The organism is Thalassotalea sp. LPB0316, assembly GCF_014898095.1.
GTDB lineage: Bacteria > Pseudomonadota > Gammaproteobacteria > Enterobacterales > Alteromonadaceae > Thalassotalea_G.
Map to the genome: position 1 here is coordinate 3,294,589 of NZ_CP062946.1, position 22,236 is coordinate 3,316,824.

Consider the following 22,236-nt stretch of genomic DNA (forward strand, 5'->3'; position numbering starts at 1 on the left):
CCTAGTTCTTTGTTCGATTAAAGCGCAATTGATGACAAATATTAGGAGATTAGTTGATTGACCAGTGCCGTGATTAACAAAATAAACACTAACACCATCAGAATTTTCGAATATTTTTGCTGTTGCTCAGGCTCTAACGGCTTGCCGTGTTTTTCGCCAAAAATAACCATTAAAGCTACGCCCCCAAAGACACAGGCCAAGATGATTAATAACGCCATATTTGTTTCTTCCTTAGTTTGATTACAGTTTCTATGATAATTTACTGCTATTAAAGCATTTTTTAATTAGAATATAGCGGTTCATTCGTTACAACTTGTATCAACCATGCCAAACGCAGAAACTTTTAAGCAAAAACGTCGATTTATCATTAGGCTAGGTAAAGCCCTGCATAAATTTGGCACTAACTCTTTTCGCAGTGAAGCACATTTACAACACGTTGCTGACTTTTTAGAGCTTAAAGCATGGTTTATTATCACGCCAACCTCCTTGACCTTCACTTTTCTCGATGATGACGACCAAGAACACAACTTCCTCGTCAGAGTAAAACCGAGCGAACTTGATTTAGGATCACTTGCCCGAACCGATGAACTTGTCGATGAACTCATTTCAGGCAAACGAACCCTAGATGAAGCGCTTGAGCGATTAGAAGAAATCGCAGAAATGCCAAACCCATACGGCAAGCTCATTTCTTTCTTTGCTTTTGGTGCCTCATCGGGCGCATTTGCTATGTTAATGCACACCAGCTGGAATGACGTGTTTTGGTCGACGATTTTAGGGCTTATTGTGGCTTTATTTATTTTCTGGGCTGAACGTTCTAAGCGCGTCACAGAAATGTTAGAGCCATTGTCATCATTAGTTTGCGCGCTTGCAGCATCAGCTATTGCTTCTGTCGACCCCAAGGTAAACGCGCCACTGGTCGTGCTATCAGCGATCATTGTATTTATTCCCGGCTTATCATTAACGCTTGGCTTATCTGAGCTTTCAGCTCGTCATTTAATCTCAGGCACCGCCAGAATAATGGACGCGATTATGACCTTATTTAAGCTTTATTTTGGTGCGTTTCTGGGCATGGCTTTAGGGAGCTTTGTTTGGCAACCATTACCATTTGAAGCGTCAGAGCCATTAAACGACTGGACGGCATGGCTTGCTGTATTTATTTTATCTTCAACGCTATCTGTGCTGTTTAGATTGCGTGGAAAAGATGCGCCTTGGGCGATACTAGGCGGGTTTGTTGCTTTTGGTACTAGCCTGTGGGCAAGTACTTATTTAGGGTTGGCGCTTGGCGCATTTGCTGGTGCATTTGCGCTTGGTGTATACAGTAACCTGTTCTCTCGCGTGATGAACTTGCCTTCGAGTATCGTATTATTATTAGGCTTAGTTGTGCTTGTTCCGGGCAGTAAAGTTTTTATCGGCTTAAATACCGCTATCTCGGGCAAGGAAATGTTGCATGTCCCCGATATAGGTTCACAAACCTTTTTAATTTTTATGTCATTAGTGGCCGGTTTAATTTTTTCGAACGTTGCTGTGCGATCGAGAAAAAGTTTATAACGATTAGCAAGGAAAATTATGGCGGGTTCGAGTTCAACAAAAAAAGCAAAGTACCACCACGGCGATCTAAGGCAGGCGCTTATCCTCGCGGCGACTTCAATGGTAGAGCAAGAGGGCGTCAACAATCTGTCGCTCAGAAAACTCGCTGAACAAGTGAATGTTTCTCGCACCGCCGCCTATCATCACTTCAAAGACAAACACGATTTACTGTGTGCTATTGCTGCCCAAGGATTTGCTCAATGGACAAGCCTAGCACAAGAAATTTCCGATGATAGCAGCCTGAGTGCACAAGAAAAATTCAAACAGTTTTTCCTCAAGTACATCCAATTTGCGATTGATAATTCGGCGATTTATGAGCTGATGTTTGGTCATCAACTGTGGCAAAGTGAAAGTGACAACAGTGCGTTAACCCGTGTTTCCTACCCCTGTTTTCAGTATCAAGTTGAAATGACCCGGGCGTGGCAACAACAAGGCCTTTTCCCGATTGACGAAAATCCAACACGCTTAGCACAAGTGACTTGGGCGACTATGCACGGTTTAGCTAAATTGTATATCGACGGAATTTACACCCAAAGTTCAACTATCGAACAAATGTGCGATACGGCAATTAATTTACTGCTCAAAAACGCTGTAAGTTCTTGATGCACAGCAATGGCTAATAACCTTTACACTCGCAACTTTGAGCGACAAGGTTGGTCATAGCTTTTAGCCCTAAATCTCGATACTATGGATAAGTTAACTAATCCATAATAATAACTATTGAGAGTATGCAATGAAAGCAATATTCACGAGCGCAGTTTGCTCGTCACTACTACTATTAAGTGCCTGTGATAACTCACAAAACGCACAATCAACTCAAACACCAAGCCAAGCGACAGCTGAAAAAGCAATGACGAAAACCCCGTTAGCTACTGGTATTGAAAAAGCTAACATGGATTTAACGGTTCGCCCACAAGATAACTTTTATCAATACGTCAATGGTGGTTGGTTGAAAGCTAACGAAATCCCAGGTGACAAAACCTCTATCGGCTCATTCTACGACTTGCGCGATAAAGCCGACGAAGACGTTAAAGCGATCATTGAAGAGTTGTCTCAGGCAAAAAATTTAACCGCTGGCTCAGATGAGCAAAAAGTTGCAGACTTATATAATTCATATATGGATCAGCAGCAGCGCGATAGCCTAGGGATCACGCCAATCCAAGGCTTGCTTGCAGAAATTAGCAACTTAAAAGACAAATCAGAACTTGCTAACTTTTTTGGCAAATACCAGTCAATCGGCATTACCAGCCCGTTATATCTATACATCAGTGTTGATGCAAAAGACTCTTCGCGCTACGCAACACACGTTTGGCAAGGCGGTTTATCACTGCCAGATCGCGATTACTACATCAACGAAGATGATCGTTTCGTTAAACTTCGTGAAGGCTACGTCGCCCATATTGAAAAAATGTACGATATTGCCGGCTTTGAAGGCGGTCAAACGGCTGCCCAAACCATTCTAAACTTAGAAACCAAAATGGCGCAGTCACACTGGACTAATGTTCAATCGCGCGACAGTGAAAAGCGTTATAACAAATTTGAGGTTGCTCAACTCAACGTCTTAACTGACGGCTTCGACTGGACAGCATACCTAGCTGGACAAAGCGTTGCTAACCAGGGCGATTTAATTGTTAACCAACCCGATTTTGCCCAAGGCTTAGGTCAACTATTTAAAGAAACATCACTAGACGAGTGGAAAACCTATCTAACCTTCCACACCTTAAGTGCGTTTTCATCGTACTTAACCAGTGAATTAGACCAAGAAAATTTTGAGTTTTTCTCAAAGCAATTGAGTGGCCGAAAAGAGCAACAACCACAGTGGAAACGCGGTGTATCATTGGTCAACGGTAGCTTGGGTGAAGTTATCGGCAAAGTGTATGTATCTCGTCACTTTAAACCCGAAGCCAAAGCGCGTATGAGTGAGCTAGTTGAAAATCTTCGTGCGGCTTACGGTGCCAGCATTGACGACCTCACGTGGATGTCAAAAGAAACGAAAAAAGCTGCCCACGTGAAACTTGCGGCATTCACGCCTAAAATTGGTTACCCAGACAAGTGGGAAGATTATTCAGCACTGACGATCAAGGGCGATGATTTAGTCGGCAACATGATCCGCTCAGGTAAAATTTCACATCAAAAGCAAGTGGAAAAGCTCGGCGGCCCTATCCGCAAATGGGAATGGGGAATGACACCTCAAACCGTAAACGCTTACTACATGCCAACGATGAACGAAATCGTATTCCCTGCCGCAATTTTACAACCGCCATTCTTTAATATGGCGGCTGATGATGCTGTTAACTACGGCGGTATCGGTGCGGTGATTGGTCATGAAATGGGCCATGGTTTTGACGATCAAGGCAGCCGTTACGATGCCGAAGGCAATCTGCGCAACTGGTGGACAGAGCAAGACTTAGCCGAGTTCAAGGTACGTACGCAAGCACTAGTAGAACAATACGGTGGTTATGCTGTATTTGACGACTTACACGTTAACGGCGAGCTAACTTTAGGTGAAAACATTGGCGATTTAGCCGGTGTAACCATTGCCTACAAAGCTTATAAAGCATCATTAAACGGTAAAGAAGCGCCAGTGATTGATGGCTTAACAGGCGATCAGCGATTCTTCATGGGTTATGCGCAAATTTGGCGCGTGAAAATGGTTGAAGAAGCATTGCGTAACCGCGTTGCAACCGACAGCCACGCACCAGGTGAGTTTCGTGCATTGGGCTCGTTATCTAATATGAACGAGTTCTATCAAGCCTTTGATGTTAAAGAAGGTGATGCTATGTATATCGCGCCAGAAAAACGCGTGAAGATTTGGTAATGCATTTTATGTAAAACGCATAATGAGTAAAAAGGCTACTTCGGTAGCCTTTTTTGATCGTGTGGTCGATTAATAGCTTTTAAATGCTGTTAATCGCACGGTAAAAAAATCGTTAAAGACCGATCCAAATTGCTAAGTATTTCGTTTAATAAGTTAATGTTTTCAATGATTGGTCGATGAAATGTGGTTAGTCAACAATCTAGGGTTTAATGCCATTTGGTTTAGCGCCATATTCCTGGGTAACACAGCGTTAGCCTTGGGTGTGCCATTACTCATTGCACACTGCTGGTATTACCGAGCGCGCAACGAATTATCAACACTACTACAGGTAGTGGTGATTGGCATATTAGTTGACTCCACATTAATGCACTTTGGCGTCTTCAAATTTGCTGAGCAGTCTGTTCTGATACCCGTTTGGTTAATGCTGATATGGGCAGCTTTTGGGGCAACACTTAACCACAGCTTGGCCTTTTTGAAAGACAAAAAAACCTTAACATTGTTAGTCGGTTTTTGCTTGCCGCCACTAAGCTATTTAGCCGGAGAAAAATTTGGCGCAGTGAGCTTTGGCTACAGTACCCCTTATACGCTAGCCATACTCGCTGTCATTTGGTCACCACTTTTATACGGGTTATTTAGGATATCTTATGTTAAACCTCAAACTCGCCTTGCCTAAGTTTTGCCGAGCAAGCTTACTGCTCATCACGTTGCTATGGGGCTTGCCGAGCGCCGTAGCGCAAGTACCACAAATAGAACAGCTCAAAACCACTTACAAAGAAGTGGGCAGTGCTAAATTTAGCGTGTTGTTTTGGGATATTTACCAAAGTCGCTTAGCTAGCCCGACGGGTAAATATCATCCAGAAAAAACCTATTTGTTCGAAATTACTTATTTACGTGATATCAAAGCACAAGATCTGATCGACAGGACAATTGAACAATGGCAACACATTGGCTTAAGTGAATCACAATACCAAGCTTACCTTGCAGACATCAAAAACTTATGGCCAGACATTGCCAAAGGCGACAAGTTATCGATGTACGTAGCTGACGATATCACCGCTTTTTACCACAACGACAACTTCCGAGGGATTGTTGAGCACCCGAGTTTCGCTCAAGACTTTGTTGCCATTTGGCTGAGTGAAAAAACGAGCCAACCAAAATTGAGACGCCAGCTACTAGGAGAAAGTAATGCTGACTAACCTGCTAAAAGTGCGCTATTTAGCCGTAGCTACTATCTTGTCTTCAACACTCTTATTGACCGGTTGTCAGGCACAACTTAGTGATTACGACAACACAACCCCCAACCTGAAATACGAAAACTATTTTCAAGGGCCAATGGTAGCGTGGGGTATGGTGCAAGATTATCAAGGCAAGGTTACCCGCCGATTTTGCGTCGAGATGACCGGTACATGGCAAAACAATACCGGGGTATTAGCCGAGACCTTTTATTTTGATGATGGTGAAGTGAGTTATCGCAACTGGCAATTAACGAAAGTTGCCAACGATAAATACATAGGTGAGGCAGAAGACGTGATTGGTGAGGCGTCAGGAACAGTCAATGGTTTTGCCGGTAAATGGCAGTACACCCTCTCGTTAGACGTCGGTGAGAGTAATTACCACTTCGCTCTAGACGACTGGCTCTATCAACTAGATGAGTATCGCGCATTCAACAAGGCAAAAATGAAAAAATTCGGCATCACGGTAGCAGAGCTCACGTTATTTTTTGACAAGCAAACGCCACTGCGTACTTGCGATAAAAAAGGCGCTTAGAGCGCCTTTTGTTTACTTTGTTCGCTACACCGCAAACGGGTATTTAATTGCCTCGTGGCATTGATAGCCGATCACTTCAAAGTCATCAGTAGTAACCCAGGTTTCAATATCCTCTAATGACTTAATATTGGGGTTTATCTTCAGTTGTGGCGCTGGGAATGGCTCGCGTTTTAACTGTACATCACGCATTAATTCAAGTTGATTCTCATAAATATGAGCGTTGACTATTTTATGGTACGCCTTACCTGGCTTATGGCCAGTAATTTGCGCCATTAATGCCAGTAATACAAAACATTGGATTTGATTAAAATTCAAGCCCAACGGCACATCACAGCTTCTTTGTGTGCTGTTTAAATACAGTGTATCGCCCAAAAGTGAAAATTGGTGTGAATACATACACGGGCGTAAACAACCTAAATCGAACTCGCCAGGATTGTAGAAAGTAACGATTTCGCCGCGATCATCAATGCCTTTAGATAAATTATCGACCACTTTTTTGAGCTGATCTAACTGGCTGCCATCGGGGCGTTGCCAAGCTCGGCCTTGAACGCCGTATACTCGCCCCATGTCATCTTCGCCCTTGCGCGCGGGGTTGTTTAGCCATGCTTGATTCTCATTGGCATTGGCATCCCAAGTTTTACAACCAATTTCACGAAATTGCGCTGCGCTATCGTAGCCGCGTAAATACCCTAACAACTCGGCAATGGCTGCTTTGTAAAAGCTTTTACGCGTGGTTATAAGTGGAAACTGATTATTTGCCACATCATAGGTTAAATCGGCATTGATCACGGTTAAGCATTTGATACCTGTGCGTTTGTTTTCAATCCACACCCCCTCATCAACAATGCGCTGACATAAATCTAAATATTGTCTCATTTCAACTAACCTACCGTGTCTTGTTACTTTGCGTTTGCTTGGCGCTTTGAGCCGTAAATAATAATGAATAATCCGATAATTACCATAGGCAAGCTTAAAATTTGCCCCATCGAGATAAATTCAAAGAAGAAGCCCAAGTGATCGTCTGGTTCTCTAAAGGCCTCAACAAACATTCTAAATACGCCATAACCGATTAAGAACACACCAGATAACATGCCCAGCGGCTGCTTTTTCTTGCTCATAAAATAAAGAATGAAAAACAGTACTACACCCTCTAAAAAGAATTCATAAAGCTGTGATGGATGACGCGGCAATTGCTCGGGATCAGTCGGAAAAACCACGGCCCAAGGCACATCGGTTGGACGCCCCCACAGTTCTGAGTTAATAAAGTTACCCAAGCGCCCCATCCCCAAGCCAATCGGTACTAGTGGAGCGACAAAGTCGCCAACCGTGAGAAAGTGCTTGCCTTCCTTTTTAGCAAAAATCAAAATCGCGGTGATCACCCCCAGTAAGCCGCCGTGGAATGACATTCCCCCTTGCCAAATTTTGAATAAATACAGTGGTTCGGCCAAGAACAATTCAAACTGATAAAACAAAACGTAGCCAATGCGACCACCTAAAATCACCCCCAAGAAGCCATAAAACAGTAAGTCACTTACCTGCTCTCGCGTCCATAAACCTTCACTTTTATCAGCTGCTTTATTGGCGATGTACATAGCGGCAACAAAACCGATTAAGTACATAAGTCCATACCATCTCACCGCAACAGGGCCGATTGAAAAAATAACCGGATCTATATCAGGAAATTGTAAATACTGGGTTGTCATATAAGTTCCATAAATTTTTGAATTAACGTGTGATACGCAATGTTGATTAAGATAAAAGCATTTCTATTGCCAACAGCATTAAAAAGCTAGCAAATAGTTTTTTTAGTGTTCTTACTGGCAGCTTGGTCGCTAGTTTTACGCCAACAGGGGCGAATAAAAATGACGTAGAAATAATACCAAGTAGCGCTGGCAAATAAATGTAGCCTAAGCTCCATTGGGGCAGTCCTGTTTGCTGAGTACCGGTTAACACAAAGCCAATAGAGCCAAATAGCGCAACCATTAAACCACATGCGGTTGCCATACCAATCGCTTGTCGCACCGGAATACTCAAATAACTGAGCGTCGGAATCAAAATCACGCCACCAGAAATCCCCATTAAACTGCCAATAACCCCCGTTATCACGCCAATAACATTAACCTTCCACTGCTTGGGATAAGGTTTAGTGCGCTCCACTTTGATCGAAATTAACATATAAATAGCTAGAACAAGCACTGCGCCAGCAAAAAATGAGGTTAATGCTTTTGCCGATAACAATTCAGCGATATAAGATCCGGTGATCGCCCCGACACTGACAGCCACCATTAAAGGTTTAGTTAATTGCCATGGAATGTTGCCATTTTTATGATGGGCAAAAGCGGCAGAGGATGATGTAACGACAATAGCAGCAAGCGATGTTGCTAACGAAATAGGTAAAACAAGGTGCTCTTCAATACCAAAAATGGGTAATAAATAAACTAACGCAGGCACAATAATCAGCCCACCACCTATGCCTAATAATCCGGCAAGGAAACCGACAGACATACCTAAAATGGCGCAAACCAAAATAATGGTTAAAGCTAACATTGCGTAATACTACATTCCTGCTCGAACAAATCCACCTAACCCTATGGCTTCAAGTTGTTCATTTAAATAGTTTTTAATTTCTTTTGCACTCGTTAAGGTTAAGACATTCGCCAGCATTGCTTGCGCTTGCTCCATCGAAATATGGCGAATGATCCACTTAATACGGCCAACGTTATGTGGGTTCATACTTAGCTTGTCGTAACCCATCGCCACTAGTAGTACAGCGCCGATAGCGTCACCAGCGAGTTCCCCACATAAACTCAATGGTACGGCGTGCTGTTTAGCTTGTTTCGCGATCTCATATAAAGCGCGAATCACTGAAGGATGATAAGCATTGTACAAGTGCGCTACGCGCGCGTTATTTCGGTCAACAGCCAAAAGATATTGCGTTAAATCATTACTGCCAACCGAGAAGAAATCGACTTTACCCGCCAGCTCAGGTAACAAAAACAAAGCACTGGGCACTTCTATCATGATACCAATTTTCGGCTTTAATATAGTTTCGTTCAGCTCTTGGCACAGCTCAAAATAAGCTTGATTAATCAGCCTGATAGCTTCATCAACTTCAACCAATGACGAAATCATCGGCAACATGATCTCAAGATTACCACAGCCAACATTAGCCCTGATCATCGCTCTTACTTGTAATAAAAATAGTTCGGGATGATCAATGGAAATTCTAACGCCTCGCCAGCCAAGAAACGGGTTTTCCTCTTTTATTGGGAAATACGGTAACGATTTATCTCCCCCAATATCGAGGGTACGCATGGTAACTGGCTGGTTTTCAAAGGCTGTTAATACATTATAGTACCAAATTGATTGTTCTTGCTCTGACGGAAAGCTTCGGCTTTCCATAAAGGGAATTTCAGTGCGATACAGCCCTACACCTTTCGCACCAGCACGCTTAGAGTGCTCAAAACCAGAGCTTAAGCCCGCGTTTAGCTGTAGTTCTACACACCTCCCGTCTACGGTAACAGAAGGCAGGGTTTCAACCGTTTTAATTTTTTCTACTAAGGCGATCTCTTCATTAACTAAATGTTGGTACTCTTTGAGTAAGCTTTTTTCGGGATTGATAAAAAGTTCACCCGAATAGCCATCAACGATTGCCATTGCGTGATTAAACGTTGTTAAGGTACTCTCTTGCACCCCCATAATGGCCGGAACACCTAATGCTCGAGCCAATATCGCAGCGTGTGAGTTATTTGACCCTGATAGCGAGACAACTCCTTGTAAACCTTGGTGTTGTAAATCAGCCAACATTGAGGCTGTAACCTCTTCGGCAACAACGATAAAGGTTTCGGGCAAGGTTTCTTGGCGTTCATCCTGTTCTTGAAGATTTTGTAAAATTCGGTTGGCCAAATCGCGAATGTCGCTAGCGCGTTCTCTAACGTACTCATCTTCTAAGGCTTCAAATTGCACCACATAAGCGTCGATAACTATTTTTAAGGCGCTTTGAGCACACCAACCTTGCTCAATCGTGGTGTGAATTTCTTGACCTAACTGCTCGCTTTCAAGCAAGTGCTTATACATTTCAAAAATATCAACACTCGCTTCATTAACCACGCCTTGGAGTTGTTCAGTAATTTGAATAAACTCTGCACGGGTTTTGCGAATAGCTTGCTTTAACAGCTCAATTTGTTGTTTGCTATCACTGTGATGCTCAAGGGTGATGTTTCGCAAGTCGGCTTTAGGTCGACGCACAAAAATTGGCGCGATCGCAACACCTGGAGAGCCTGCAACACCTTGAATATAAGGCCTTACCTGCTGTTTTTTATCGCGTTGCATTGACCAACCGCGATTTTGAGCATGCGCCAGTGAAGCTGCAAGCTGGGCCGACAAAGTCACCAGAAACGACTCTTCGGTTTCCGTAAAGTGACGCGCTTCTTTTTGCTGAATTGAAATAACACCCAGTACTTGGCCTTGATGAATAATCGGCGTACCTAAAAAGGCGTTTAGCTCATCTTCTTTTACTTCTGGCGCGTACTTAAAGTGAGCGTGTTTGCGCGCGTCGGCTAAGTTGAGTGGCTCTTCACGCTGCCCAACCAGACCGATTAAACCTTCAGAAAAGCCAATGGTTGTTTGACCTAAAGACTCTTTTGCTAAGCCGTCTGAGGCAACCAGTAAAAAATGTTGTTTTTGATAGTCAGCAAGATGTACCGAGCAGCAATCCGTGTTCATTACTCGTTTAACTTCAGACGTCATCCGCTCTAAAGCTTTGTCGAGCTCAACGGCTTGACTAAACTCTAATACGATTCGTCTTAAGTTTGTTAACATGTGCTTCCTTGGGAGTTAAGAAAAACAAACCGCTACTAAAAAGGAGCGGTTTGAAACATAGTAATTTAGCCTTTTCGCTTGCGTCGGTCGTGACGATGAAAAGGTAACGCGATGGGGGCAAATTCTTTCATGACCTTTCGGTATACCTCGCGCTTAAATGACACCACTTGCCTTACTGGATACCAATAGCTTACCCAGCGAAAGTCATCAAATTCAGGATGGCCTGAATGTAATAGGTTTACCGCGCTGTCAGGACTTGTAAGTTTCAATAAAAACCACTTTTGTTTTTGTCCGATACAGACCGGTTTACTGTCGTGTCTAATTAATCGTTTTGGTAATTTGTACCTCAGCCAATGTTTTGTTGAAGCAACAAGTTTAACATGTTCAGGTTTTAGTCCGACTTCTTCGTATAATTCCCGATACATGGTTTGTTCTGCACTTTCATCATCGTCAACCCCACCTTGTGGAAATTGCCAAGAGTGCTGACCATATCTTCGTGCCCAAAAAACTTGTCCCCTGTCATTGATAATTACTATGCCGACATTGGCTCGATAGCCATCAGCATCTATCACAGGAACTCCTGAATAAATTTTTAATTTATGCTTTGATTCTTCCACAATCTTGGCTTTCGAGCAAATGAATACTGACATTATTTTTTACACTGTGTAAAAATAGTGGCTTGCGAGTCAAAATTAATAAAAATGATATGAAACCAAAGGCTAAAGCGCCAAAATCAGAACAAGAGTTACTCGAAAGAGCGCAACAATTAGCCGGTTTAAGCCTAGGTGATATTGCCAACGCCGCAGACATCGCTGTACCGTCAAATTTGCGCAAAGAAAAAGGCTGGATCGGTTTGTTATTAGAGCATGTACTTGGCGCTACAGCAGGCACCCAAGCCAAGCCTGACTTTGATCAATTAGGCATCGAGCTCAAAACCATTCCAATTGACTTTACCGGCAAACCACTCGAAACGACCTTTGTCAGTGTTGCTCCGCTTGTCGGTTTAGTTGGCGCTTCTTGGCAAAACAGCCATATTCGAGAGAAACTTGCTCGGGTTTTATGGGTGCCAATTGTGAGTGAACGAGCGCTGATGATCAAAGATCGGATTGTTGCTACACCGTTTATTTGGTCACCTAATGAGCAAGAAGAGCAACTCCTCGCCAATGACTGGCAAGAACTCACTGATATGATAGTACTAGGTGAAGTAGAGAAAATATCTGGCAAATATGGCCAAGTATTACAGTTACGGCCTAAGGCCGCGAACAGCCAAGCAAAAACCAAAGCATTTGATAAGCACGGCAATGTTTTTATGACCTTGCCTCGCGGATTTTACTTAAAAACCCAATTTACCCACAAACTCATTGAGCAACATCTGAGAACTCGCTAATAGGGTCAACACTCGCTAGCCCAACCAATGTTCGCGAGATAAACTACTAGTGTAATAATTTCAGTAAAAACACGTTGCATCTCTGGGGATTAAAAAATAAGCTAGAGTAGTATCTTACATACAACACCCACCTGATATTTATAAGGTTTTTGAATAAGTATTGCATGAAGCTAATTAATAGGTTTGATCACTATATTACTGCAGTTTTCTTCGTCACTATTTTTGCCATAGTAGCGACGTCTTACTTTACCTTTAAAACGGTCATTTCAACCTATAACAAACAGCAACAAGATGCGACTATTCCCTTATTTTCATGGATAAACTCAGAGGTTATCAGCCCACTAACTTTATCAACTTATATGGCGCAGGACCCATTACTGATTGATTTAATTGAACAAGATGAACTCGACGAAGCCAAGCTCAATAAGTTTTTAGAAGTATCGTCTCAAGCAGGTAAATTACGTGCATTTATCGCACTAGAAAAACACAATATCATGATGAACTCTGAGGGTTTAAGAATTAACTTTCAGCATCAAGACGCCGAGTGGTATCAACGGATCAAAAAAATTGATCAAAACTTTACTGCAGATATTGGCGATTCCGAAAATCCAACCCTGTACTATGACGTTAAAATCTTTAATGAACAGGGGCTATTTTGCGGCTTCACCGGTGTCGGTGTAGATTTAGACATCTTCGCTGAAAAGTTAACGGAATTTAAAAACCAATTTGGCTTTGAAGTGTATTTCGTTGACGAAGAAAGCAACATTACCCTTTCAACCAATAGCTTAATGAAAACAGAAAGCCACCACCGCCGTGACGAACTGATTAATATTGCTTCTATGCCTTGGTACAAGCGCTATGAAAAAAGCATGGTCGAAAAAGAAAACGAGTTTGACTACAGCTCCGGCGATAATATTTATACCGTGACCCACCTCGACATTGAGGAGTTAAGATGGAAAGTGTTCGTGGTTGCGCCATCAGCGACTGGCCAAAAAACTTTCTGGTTACTGCTAATGAGTCGTTTTGGGATATTTGTTTTAGTTGCCTTAATACTATACTTTGTCTTCTTTTCACTGTTGGAATTATTCAAAAAAGACGTTGTTGCCGACGCTAATTTAGATAACTTAACCGGATTACCTAACCGCTCGTATGTGCAATGGAAATTTAAAAACTTATTGAGCGAGTATAGTGAGCTTGCTGTTGTGGTAACCGATATTGATCACTTCAAAGCGATTAACGACACCCATGGCCATATCGTGGGCGATAAAATTTTAAAACGCGTGGCTAAATTATTAAGCACGGACCTGCGCACTAAGGACATAGCGGCTCGTTGGGGTGGCGAAGAGTTTGTTTTAATTTTCCCCGAAACCTCGTTGCAACAAGCTGCAGATATTTGTCAACGCTTGCGCGCTTGTGTTGAAAGCACTGAGTTTTATGGTAAGGATAACCAGCAACCGATACGCGTCACCATGAGTTTTGGTGTTAGTGTTGAAAAGACCGAAAACCTGCAATTCAAACACTTTATTGAAAACGCCGACAAAGCTGTCTATCAAGCCAAAGCAAACGGGCGTAATCGCGTAGAGATATCTGAATAGAATAACTATATAGTCCACCATAACTTTTCTTTTATCTTATCAATAATGAACAGTTCTGCTGTCAGTAATATTTACACAGCACCAACCCAGCTGGATAAAAAACAAACAAAACCAACAAATTAGCATTTGGTATATATTATGCTTAACTAACTTTGATAAATAATTATTACAAAGGGTGTTGAGATTATGAAAAAATTTATTTTAGCTACTTTGCTGATGTTAGCCTCTACCACAGCAAGTGCGAGTATCATTTTAAGTGAAGTAGACGATAATGCTTACATCACTGTTGGTGGCTACGATATTGCTTGGGCTTCTCCTGTTAATTTCTGGGATGTTAACTTGTCTCATCAAGCACAATACGGTTGGCAGGCAATGACGCTTGCTGTTTATAATGAAATTGGTGGCTTAGATGCCGTTGATTTTGCAGGCGATGGCTACAATGCTATTTGGAATCCCAACCTTAACTATTATGTTGACCCTGTAACTGGTGCAACAGCCTTTACAGGTGGCTATGTCGGTTTTGATTCAATCGCAGTTGCATCACCTTGGTTCTCTAACAATTACGAGCACATTGACTACGGCCAAGCTGTTGGTGGTAATGCATGGGCAGGGGCAGATTTTGATGGCCCGAGCTGTCCTAATTCATGTAACGAGTCACTTGTATTTAGAGTATCTTCAGTATCCGTGCCAGAGCCAAGCTCTCTCGCCATTTTAGGCTTGGGGTTAGTAGGTTTAGTTGCTCGTCGCAAAAAACAAAGCTAACGCGTTTCTACAGGTTAAAAAATACTATGTGCGCAATATTCATTGCGCACGACTTACCTTGCATTTCCCTAGATAAATAAAAGTTGTTGACTAACCATAGAGTGATTAGTCTCTTAACTTCACTAACTATTTTGAACAGCTATAACGGGCTCGACAACAAAGTACCCAGTTAAAGACGTCTGATCTCAATATGCTGGCTAATAGTATAACTATTACGACTAGCCAAAACTAAAGGCTCAGTAAAACCAGCCTCTAAACAAACAAACTCCTTTTCTGCGCCAAGATGAACATCGCTCATACCTTGCGCTACTTCTTCGCCTGGATTCCACAAAATCCAACTACTTGTCCCTGTTGTTGATAAACTAATGATACGGGCTAACTTGTTATCAATTAGCTCAAGATTTTGATTGGTTTGATAAACCCTGTCTTTTGGGCCACGACAATCCACCATCGGCTCGGTGACAATTTGATCCGATAACTTATCAAAAAAGGCCACATTATTGAGCTTGGATACCGAAACTTTACTTGGCTCTCCTACCTTAAAATAGCTGTGCAGCGCACCCGTGTGCTCAAATGGCTCGTTACCAAGGTTGTCGATTTTCAGGCTTTGTTTAAAATCTTGACCAAAATATAGCTTTTGCTCAACCTCAAACTGATATGGCCATGTTGTCGCTAAGCCTTGACCGCCAAAGAGTAAAGTCAGTTCAACACCTTCATTATCGGCTTTTACAGAGGTCAATTGCCATTGACTTGTTCTAGCAAAACCGTGGTTAACTTCATCTTGTTTTGGCCCAAACCAAGGCCAACACAGCGGAATACCGCCGCGAATCGCCTTGCCCTGTTGATAGCTTGTATCATCTGATAACCAAAATACCTCGTCATGCCCAGTCGGTTGCCAGCTCAGTACATGACCTGCGTACAAAGAAACGGATGCCTGACAAAGCGGGTGCTTGATGTTGACAATATCAATGTCGTTAATCGATGACTGAACAACTTCAATATCCCCTTGTTGGAAAAGCAATTGAGGCGAGTGTGACATAAACGGAAACCTTTATTGAATGATCACCGATACTTTAACAGATAGACAGCTGTTGCAAAGCTTAAAATATTTCGATAGTCATGCCGTTTCCCAAGGAGGCTAATTTTTTACAAACATAAAAAAACCACCTTTCGGTGGTTTTTTCTAATGTCCGTCAACGACTACTTGGTATATGCTCGAGGCATATCTGAAGTTGCCATATAACGATCTCGAAGCTTGTCTGAGCGAGACTGTGTTGAGTACTCTTTACCGTCTATCCAGATGTGTTCAACCTTAGTGCTCAATTCAAATGGGTCTGCGCTCCAAAGGACTAAATCCGCTTTTTTACCAACCGCAATCTCACCAGCGTCAAGTCCAAAAACTTCCGCGACAGTTGATGTAATTGCCGCAAGTGCTTGCTCTGGCGTTAAGCCATTAGCAATCGCGTTACCTGCGTTGTAGCGCAATTGATACATATTGTGTGTATCACCACCGGTGGTAATCACTACTTTAACGCCTGCATTAATTAACTTAGCAGCGTTATCAAGTGAGTTATTTAACGCGTCAAAACTCGATGGTAGGTTTTGCATAGCATCAATGATCACGGGGACATCTGCCTTAGCCAGCTCATCAGCAACAACCACGGCGTCGGCAGCACTGACAATGGCTAAGTTTAAGCCAAAGGTTTGTTTTAGCTTGATAATGTTTAACAACTCACTTGCTCGATCTGCGTAAACAACCATCAGCTTTTCGCCATCAAGTAATGACTTGAGCACTTGCTCATCGCGTTTTAGCTCATCACCTTTTTTGTCGTCTTTCTTTGCTTTTTCCAGCTTGGCTTGGAAATCTGCTAGCTTGTCGGTGAGCTTTTGTAAGTTGGTTGCACGTGAGCCTTTGCTTTCAGCGCCTAACTCAACGTAAACGGCATTGTTGGCCACGCGAATACTGTCAAACTCACCTGATAAATCCGTGTAAAACGTTTGCCCTTTAAACAAGCTATCGCCACCGCGAGGTGACACCACACTCGAGGTAATACCGCCTTTGCGCGTGTACGCAATAACCGTTGATTTAGGGTTATACGCTAAGCTCGGATCAAACGTAATACTTGCGCCTTTATCACCAGCATCACGGCTGCGAGAAACAGCACCAACCTCAACAAGCCCAAGGTTATTCATCACGCTAATAATACCCGGCGTTAAATTTTTACCTTGCGCATCAATAACTTTGTCAGCATTTGCTGCAGACGGATTAATTGCAGTGATGACGCCATCTTCAACTAAAATGGTTGCATTCGTTAATACACCTTGCTCGTTAGCGGTATGCACGGTTGCATTAGTAATGGCTAAACTCTCTGCATTTGCCCAAGTAGAAGTTGCTGCAACAGCTAATGCCAATAATGATGATTTAAATAATTTCATGAGGCAGCTCCTTATTCTTGACCTAGTAAGAAATCGCTTTTCGCTTGATATTTTTCATCAAAGCGATCGTAAACTTTGGCGCCGTCAAGAAACACTTGCTCAGCTTGTGCGTAGACACTAAATGGGTTTTGGTTCCACAAGACAACATCGGCTTTCTTGCCAACTTCTAAGCTACCGGTTTCAGACTCAATACCGAGTGATTTCGCTGCATTGTAAGTGATCCACTTGATCGCATCTTGCTCTTTCAAACTAAAACCATTTTCATTTGCGCGGTACATAATTTTACCGGCTTCTTGGTTTAGGCGTTGAATCGTTGATGATGAATCTGAGTGAACAATGGCACATGAATTTGGCTTGCCGTCAACAATCGCGACATTCTCTAAGGTCATGTCGTATGCTTCCATTTTAAAGCCCCACCAATCTGGCCACATCGCTGCACAGTTGCCGTTTTCAGCAAGTAGATCTGCTACTTTGTAGCCCTCTACCGCATGGTGGAAAGTCCCCGAGTGGTAGTTAAATTCTTTGCCTAAGTCGATCATCATTGCCATTTCCTCTGCTTTGTAGCAGTGGTTGTGGATCATGATCTCGCCCTCTAAGACGCCGACAAGTGTATCTAACTCAATATCGCGCGCTGGTGGTGTTGGGTTTTTACCTGCATCGTAATCGGCGTTGTACTTATCCCATGCGCGCTTGTATTCTTCTGCTTCAGCCCACGCCATGCGATAGCCGGCCATATTGCCCATACGCGTTGATGGTGCGACTTTTTTGCCACCGTAAACGCGTTTAGGGTTCTCACCACAAGCCATTTTTAAACCATATGGCGCATCGGGAAACTTCATCCCTTGCATAGTGTGACTCGGCACGTTACGCAATGTTACGCCACGACCACCAAATAAGTTAGCTGAGCCAGGTAAAATTTGTAACGTAGTAATACCACCGGCACGTGCGGCTTGAAAGCCAGGGTCTTGTGGCCAAACACTATGCTCTGCCCATACTTCAGAGGTATTGGGTGAGATAGCTTCATTACCGTCGGAGTGCGACTCAACACTCGGGCTTGGATAAACGCCTAAATGTGAGTGAACGTCAATAATACCCGGCGTAACCCACTTGCCAGAGGCATCAATAGTTGTCGCGTTATCTGCCGTTAAATCTTGGCCTATTTTTGAAATTTTGCCATCAACTAACAATACGTCAGTGTTATCTAAACGCTCGCCAGTACCCGTAAGTACTGTGGCATTCTTTAATAACGTAGCAGTCGACGGCAGTACTTGGTAAGTACTTGGATATGGATTTTTGTTAATCGTAACTCTTGGATCTTGTGTTTCAGACTGCATACACGCAGTCAGTGCTAGCGAGATACCAGCAACTAAAAGAGTTGGTACAAATTTTTGCATTATTGAGGTTCCCGTGGTTGTTTCTGCGTGATGCGTGAACAACTTCATCGTTAGAGTATTGTCATACAGCGTAATAAAAGGCTTTACCAAGCTGTAGTTTTATCAAACTTTCACACTGACCTTATATTGATTTAGCCGAAACGACAATAGCTTTTATCGGTGTTCGATTGAATTATCGACAAGTTGAAGTGTTTTTACGATATTTTACTAACGATTGAAATAATCGTTTGAGTTTGTCTTTACGCAATGCCAATAAAAACAATGTGGCAAGCAAATAAATAGAGGGCTCGATCAGTTCGGATTTCACCGACCAATAAAAGTGTATTGCAACGAGTATTACTATCAAATAATTACCGTTATGTAAGCGCTGCCAATTGCCTTTCATTTTTCGTTTAAACCAAGTGATTGAAGTTATCGCCATCGGGATAAGCCAAATAAATGCTAACATACCGAGCGTTATATAAGGCCGCTTGAACACTTCTTCCAGGAAAAAACGCCATTCAAACTGCAGATCAAAAGCTAAAAAGTTAACGACATGACAACTCGCGTAAGTAAAGGCATATAAACCGAGTAATCTTCTCGTTTGCATTAAAAAGCCGAGTTTAAAACGTTGTGCCAATGGCGAAACGAGTAAGGTTAATAACAACAAATTAAACGCGCCAATGCCAGTAAAATGAATGATTGCTTTCACCGGATCACCGCCGAGCTGGTCATTTATCGCCAGCGCATACTGCTCTACGAGTAAACCAAGCGCACAAAGATGAATAGTAAGTTTGAGTAACAACACTTTTTGAGCAGTCGACATGTTCAATTTTCGCTTAATTTTTCGCTTAATAAAACTTAGTTAAATCCATGTTTTTATAGAGGTGAGCAACCTCATCGCCATAGCCATTAAATATCTGAGTGTCAATGCGATTTTGCGCGAATAGCCCGCCAGACGTAATACGTCGCTCTCTTGCTTGACTCCACCTTGGATGGGCAACGTCGGGGTTTACATTAGCGTAAAAGCCGTATTCGTGAGGCGCTAAGATATTCCATGTTGTTGGTGGCATTTTTTCCGTCAGGGTAATTGAAACAATCGACTTAATACTTTTAAAGCCGTATTTCCAAGGCACAACAAGCCGAATGGGGGCACCATTTTGCGGTGGTAAGGTTTTTCCGTATAAGCCAACACTTAAAAAGCTCAACGGATTCATGGCTTCATCGAGTCTCAAGCCCTCTTTGTATGGATACTGAATGCCGCCCCCTAATCTTCTACTGGTTTGCCCCGGCATTTGGCTTGGATCATATAGGGTTTCAAAGGCAACGTATTTTGCTTTGCTCAAAGGTTTTGCTTGTTTGATAAGCTCAGCTAACGAAAAGCCTACCCAAGGGATCACCATTGACCAGGCTTCAACACAGCGCAAGCGATAGATTCGCTCTTCTAAAGTAAAGCGTTTAAATAGATCGTCGTAATCTAAGGTGATCGGCTGTTCAACTTCACCATTAATCACAAGTTGCCAAGGGGTAACCTTAAACGATTGTGCTAATTCTGCCGGTTGATGCTTTTGCGCGCCAAATTCGTAAAAATTATTATGTGATGTAACTTTTTGCTCAGGTGTAAGCTTATCGGTACTCGCTTGAGCCTGCTGATAATCAAGTTTGGTTTGGCTTGAACGCATACTTTCTTTATCGTCAAACCAGTTAATCGCATTTGCGGTGTATGGCGCTAACAAGCCGGTTGCACCGATATAACCAAGAGATTTTAATAATTGACGTCGCTCGGTATAAACTCGCTCATCGGTCACTTGGTTTTCTAATAGTTGAGACTTCTTGGGGATTTTTATCAGCATATTAGGCCTTAACTTATATCGCGTAACTTCTACTACTATTAAGACCTTATACGCAAAGAATTACTTTCTTGATTAATTAATTTTTTCCAAATTGTTGGTCAAGGTAGTGAATAATATCGTTTGATTCATACATCCATGTTGCACTGCCATCGGCTTGTTCAATGCGCAAACACGGCACGGTGCGTTTGCCACCTTGGCTCACTAGTGTCTCGAGGTTGTCTGAGTCATGAATATTTTTCAAGCTAATAGTTAACCCTTGACGTTTAATCGCTCGGCGAACTTTGACACAAAATGGACAAGCGGGCAGTTGATACAGGCTCAAATGACGGGTTTTATTATCTAACTCAGCTTGCTCCTGAGCACTGCGCTTTGGTCTACTCGGTGAAAAGATAAAATCAAAAAATAATATGATGCGGCCAATAAGCCAACGAATGATCTTCATTAATACTGCCTTAAATGAATGTTAAAAAGTGGCTACTTGCAGCCTAAACAAGCGCAAGCAGCACGGGAGTTACCACATTAAATCATCTGGAATTTGAAAATCTGCATACGGATCATCTTCATCGATCTGTTCTTCTTGCTTGCGATCGTTTTTCAACAGCACAACTTGCGGATCTATCGTCGCTAATTTTTCCGCAGTTTCAGCAGTAACGACATAGGTTTTTTCGTCTAAACCACATAACGCAAGACGACCATTAACTAAGGCATCTTGAATAACTTTGCTAACATGTAGCTTCTTAATTTTACCGTCAAAGGTATAGTTGTACTCTAGATCGCCGTCGATATCAGATAACGAGTGATGGGTTAAGATCTGCAAAATACGCTGATGCTGCTCTTTTTTTGCTAACTCAGCTTTTTTCTGCTCATTGAGCGCTTTATCTTTTTCAAGCTTTTGTGCTTGCTGCTTAGCTAAATCTTGTTTCACTTGCTCTTGCAAGCTCGCTTCAACGTTCGCACCACTGCGTTTTTGTTTGTTTTTACGACGTTTATCACTATTGGCTTGACGCGCTTTTTGCTTTGTCGTCAAACCAGCTTTGAGTAATTGATCTTGTAATGATGACATGTCTCAACCAGCTAAAAATTTAAGTGCGCTAATTTTAACAAGGTTCGTTACAATGAGCGAGTACAGAATCCGTTTATAGAATTACCGCAGGAATAATATGCATTTACTCAAACTCAACTCGCTACAAAAAGCCCGTGTAATCGAAGAGTTCCAAGAATATTTTGATCAGGAATTAGGTTTCGACCTAGGTCAATTTGACGTGGAATTTCTATTGAGCTTTATCGAGAAAACGCTTGGCAACGCTTATTACAACAAAGGTTTAACCGACGCTCAAACCATGATTTCAGCGCGCTTAGAGCTATTAACCGAATCAATTGTTGAATTAGAGCAGCCGAGCGATATTTAGTAAACGTATGTGTCGCTAATTATTTAGTTTGTCTGTTAGGGTTAAACCGCCCGACGTCTTCGGCTAGCGGTAGGTTAGCTAAGAAGTAAATTGGCCATGCAACCAAGGCAATCACAAGTAACTTTAAATACCAGTTTGGTAAGATGTAACAAGACCAAGCACAAGTGAGAACAATCGAAATAATCGCAATGCGCTTTGCTCGTCTCGGAATGCTGCGCGTTGTTTGCCAGTGATAAATCAGTGGGCCAAAAGTGGGATTGTCGAGCAGCCATTGATGTAAACGCGGCGATGATTTGGCAAAGCAAGCGCCCGCAACGATTAGAAACGGCGTAGTTGGTAAAATAGGTAACACGACGCCTAGTGCTGCTAGCAAAACGAAACACAAGCCAAGTAAAATATAAAGCCAACGCGGTATCGCGTGTTTCATT

General features: G+C 42.5%; 24 protein-coding genes. 10 read left to right on the forward strand and 14 right to left on the reverse strand.

Going from position 1 to position 22,236, the window contains the following annotated elements:
• Window positions 1-41 precede the first annotated feature (41 nt).
• Complete coding sequence (locus tag LP316_RS14805) at window positions 42-218, reverse strand: hypothetical protein (RefSeq protein WP_193021880.1); 177 nt, start codon at window positions 216-218, stop codon at window positions 42-44.
• Between the two features lie 106 nt (window positions 219-324).
• Here LP316_RS14805 and LP316_RS14810 point away from each other — a divergent pair, with 106 nt between their 5' ends.
• From LP316_RS14810 to LP316_RS14835, 6 genes are all read left to right on the forward strand, one after another.
• Window positions 325-1,548, forward strand: coding sequence for a threonine/serine ThrE exporter family protein (locus tag LP316_RS14810; protein ID WP_193021881.1), 1,224 nt, complete (start codon window positions 325-327; stop codon window positions 1,546-1,548).
• A gap of 18 nt (window positions 1,549-1,566) precedes the next feature.
• Complete coding sequence (locus tag LP316_RS14815) at window positions 1,567-2,190, forward strand: TetR/AcrR family transcriptional regulator (RefSeq protein WP_193021882.1); 624 nt, start codon at window positions 1,567-1,569, stop codon at window positions 2,188-2,190.
• 130 nt (window positions 2,191-2,320) lie between these two features.
• Window positions 2,321-4,405: a M13 family metallopeptidase gene (locus LP316_RS14820; protein ID WP_193021883.1), complete on the forward strand. Its 2,085-nt coding sequence runs from the start codon at window positions 2,321-2,323 to the stop codon at window positions 4,403-4,405.
• Between the two features lie 181 nt (window positions 4,406-4,586).
• Window positions 4,587-5,078: a DUF2878 domain-containing protein gene (locus LP316_RS14825; protein ID WP_193021884.1), complete on the forward strand. Its 492-nt coding sequence runs from the start codon at window positions 4,587-4,589 to the stop codon at window positions 5,076-5,078.
• Entirely contained in the window at window positions 5,050-5,601 is a 552-nt protein-coding gene (locus LP316_RS14830; RefSeq protein WP_193021885.1) for a chalcone isomerase family protein, read from the forward strand. The genes LP316_RS14825 and LP316_RS14830 overlap by 29 nt, the downstream gene beginning before the upstream one ends.
• Complete coding sequence (locus tag LP316_RS14835; RefSeq protein WP_193021886.1) at window positions 5,591-6,172, forward strand: DUF3833 domain-containing protein; 582 nt, start codon at window positions 5,591-5,593, stop codon at window positions 6,170-6,172. The genes LP316_RS14830 and LP316_RS14835 overlap by 11 nt, the downstream gene beginning before the upstream one ends.
• A 24-nt stretch (window positions 6,173-6,196) precedes the next feature.
• On the opposite strand, the gene LP316_RS14840 is transcribed toward LP316_RS14835, so the two are convergent.
• The 5 genes from LP316_RS14840 to rppH form a co-directional block, all read right to left on the reverse strand.
• Window positions 6,197-7,048 carry a thymidylate synthase gene (locus tag LP316_RS14840; RefSeq protein ID WP_193021887.1) on the reverse strand — a complete coding sequence of 284 codons (852 nt, stop codon included), beginning with the start codon at window positions 7,046-7,048 and terminating at the stop codon, window positions 6,197-6,199.
• 23 nt (window positions 7,049-7,071) lie between these two features.
• Window positions 7,072-7,875 carry a prolipoprotein diacylglyceryl transferase gene (gene lgt, locus LP316_RS14845; protein WP_193021888.1) on the reverse strand — a complete coding sequence of 268 codons (804 nt, stop codon included), beginning with the start codon at window positions 7,873-7,875 and terminating at the stop codon, window positions 7,072-7,074.
• Window positions 7,876-7,921: 46 nt separating this feature from the next.
• Window positions 7,922-8,719 carry a sulfite exporter TauE/SafE family protein gene (locus LP316_RS14850; RefSeq protein ID WP_193021889.1) on the reverse strand — a complete coding sequence of 266 codons (798 nt, stop codon included), beginning with the start codon at window positions 8,717-8,719 and terminating at the stop codon, window positions 7,922-7,924.
• Between the two features lie 9 nt (window positions 8,720-8,728).
• Complete coding sequence (gene ptsP, locus LP316_RS14855; protein ID WP_193021890.1) at window positions 8,729-10,993, reverse strand: phosphoenolpyruvate--protein phosphotransferase; 2,265 nt, start codon at window positions 10,991-10,993, stop codon at window positions 8,729-8,731.
• A 65-nt stretch (window positions 10,994-11,058) separates the two neighbouring features.
• Window positions 11,059-11,565 carry an RNA pyrophosphohydrolase gene (gene rppH, locus LP316_RS14860; RefSeq protein WP_193021891.1) on the reverse strand — a complete coding sequence of 169 codons (507 nt, stop codon included), beginning with the start codon at window positions 11,563-11,565 and terminating at the stop codon, window positions 11,059-11,061.
• A 134-nt stretch (window positions 11,566-11,699) separates the two neighbouring features.
• On the opposite strand from rppH, the gene mutH reads away from it, so the two are divergent.
• The 3 genes from mutH to LP316_RS16045 all read left to right on the forward strand — a co-directional run bounded on the left by mutH (window position 11,700) and on the right by LP316_RS16045 (window position 14,737).
• Entirely contained in the window at window positions 11,700-12,380 is a 681-nt protein-coding gene (mutH, locus tag LP316_RS14865; RefSeq protein WP_193021892.1) for a DNA mismatch repair endonuclease MutH, read from the forward strand.
• Window positions 12,381-12,544: 164 nt separating this feature from the next.
• Window positions 12,545-13,975, forward strand: coding sequence for a sensor domain-containing diguanylate cyclase (locus tag LP316_RS14870; protein ID WP_193021893.1), 1,431 nt, complete (start codon window positions 12,545-12,547; stop codon window positions 13,973-13,975).
• Between the two features lie 186 nt (window positions 13,976-14,161).
• Window positions 14,162-14,737: a PEP-CTERM sorting domain-containing protein gene (locus LP316_RS16045; protein WP_226960755.1), complete on the forward strand. Its 576-nt coding sequence runs from the start codon at window positions 14,162-14,164 to the stop codon at window positions 14,735-14,737.
• 169 nt (window positions 14,738-14,906) lie between these two features.
• Here LP316_RS16045 and LP316_RS14880 read toward each other — a convergent pair whose 3' ends face one another.
• From LP316_RS14880 to LP316_RS14910, 7 genes are all read right to left on the reverse strand, one after another.
• On the reverse strand, window positions 14,907-15,776 hold the full coding sequence (locus tag LP316_RS14880) for a D-hexose-6-phosphate mutarotase (protein ID WP_193021894.1): 870 nt from the start codon (window positions 15,774-15,776) through the stop codon (window positions 14,907-14,909).
• 161 nt (window positions 15,777-15,937) lie between these two features.
• On the reverse strand, window positions 15,938-17,173 hold the full coding sequence (locus LP316_RS14885) for an amidohydrolase family protein (protein ID WP_193021895.1): 1,236 nt from the start codon (window positions 17,171-17,173) through the stop codon (window positions 15,938-15,940).
• Between the two features lie 11 nt (window positions 17,174-17,184).
• Window positions 17,185-18,567: an amidohydrolase gene (locus LP316_RS14890; protein WP_193021896.1), complete on the reverse strand. Its 1,383-nt coding sequence runs from the start codon at window positions 18,565-18,567 to the stop codon at window positions 17,185-17,187.
• Between the two features lie 172 nt (window positions 18,568-18,739).
• The gene (gene msrQ / locus LP316_RS14895) at window positions 18,740-19,372 is read right to left on the reverse strand and encodes a protein-methionine-sulfoxide reductase heme-binding subunit MsrQ (protein ID WP_193021897.1); all 633 of its coding nucleotides are present in this window, start codon (window positions 19,370-19,372) and stop codon (window positions 18,740-18,742) included.
• 25 nt (window positions 19,373-19,397) lie between these two features.
• Window positions 19,398-20,399, reverse strand: coding sequence for a protein-methionine-sulfoxide reductase catalytic subunit MsrP (gene msrP, locus LP316_RS14900; protein ID WP_193021898.1), 1,002 nt, complete (start codon window positions 20,397-20,399; stop codon window positions 19,398-19,400).
• Between the two features lie 76 nt (window positions 20,400-20,475).
• Window positions 20,476-20,841, reverse strand: coding sequence for a glutaredoxin family protein (locus LP316_RS14905; RefSeq protein ID WP_193021899.1), 366 nt, complete (start codon window positions 20,839-20,841; stop codon window positions 20,476-20,478).
• A gap of 69 nt (window positions 20,842-20,910) precedes the next feature.
• The gene (locus LP316_RS14910) at window positions 20,911-21,462 is read right to left on the reverse strand and encodes a DUF2058 domain-containing protein (protein WP_193021900.1); all 552 of its coding nucleotides are present in this window, start codon (window positions 21,460-21,462) and stop codon (window positions 20,911-20,913) included.
• A gap of 97 nt (window positions 21,463-21,559) precedes the next feature.
• Between LP316_RS14910 and LP316_RS14915 the strand changes: the two genes are divergently transcribed.
• A complete protein-coding gene (locus LP316_RS14915) occupies window positions 21,560-21,808 on the forward strand; it encodes a DUF2164 domain-containing protein (protein ID WP_193021901.1) in 249 nt (82 codons plus the stop codon).
• A gap of 19 nt (window positions 21,809-21,827) precedes the next feature.
• Here LP316_RS14915 and LP316_RS14920 read toward each other — a convergent pair whose 3' ends face one another.
• Window positions 21,828-22,235, reverse strand: a complete 408-nt coding sequence (locus LP316_RS14920) for a YbaN family protein (RefSeq protein ID WP_193021902.1) — start codon at window positions 22,233-22,235, stop codon at window positions 21,828-21,830.
• Between the last annotated feature and the right edge of the window lies 1 nt (window position 22,236).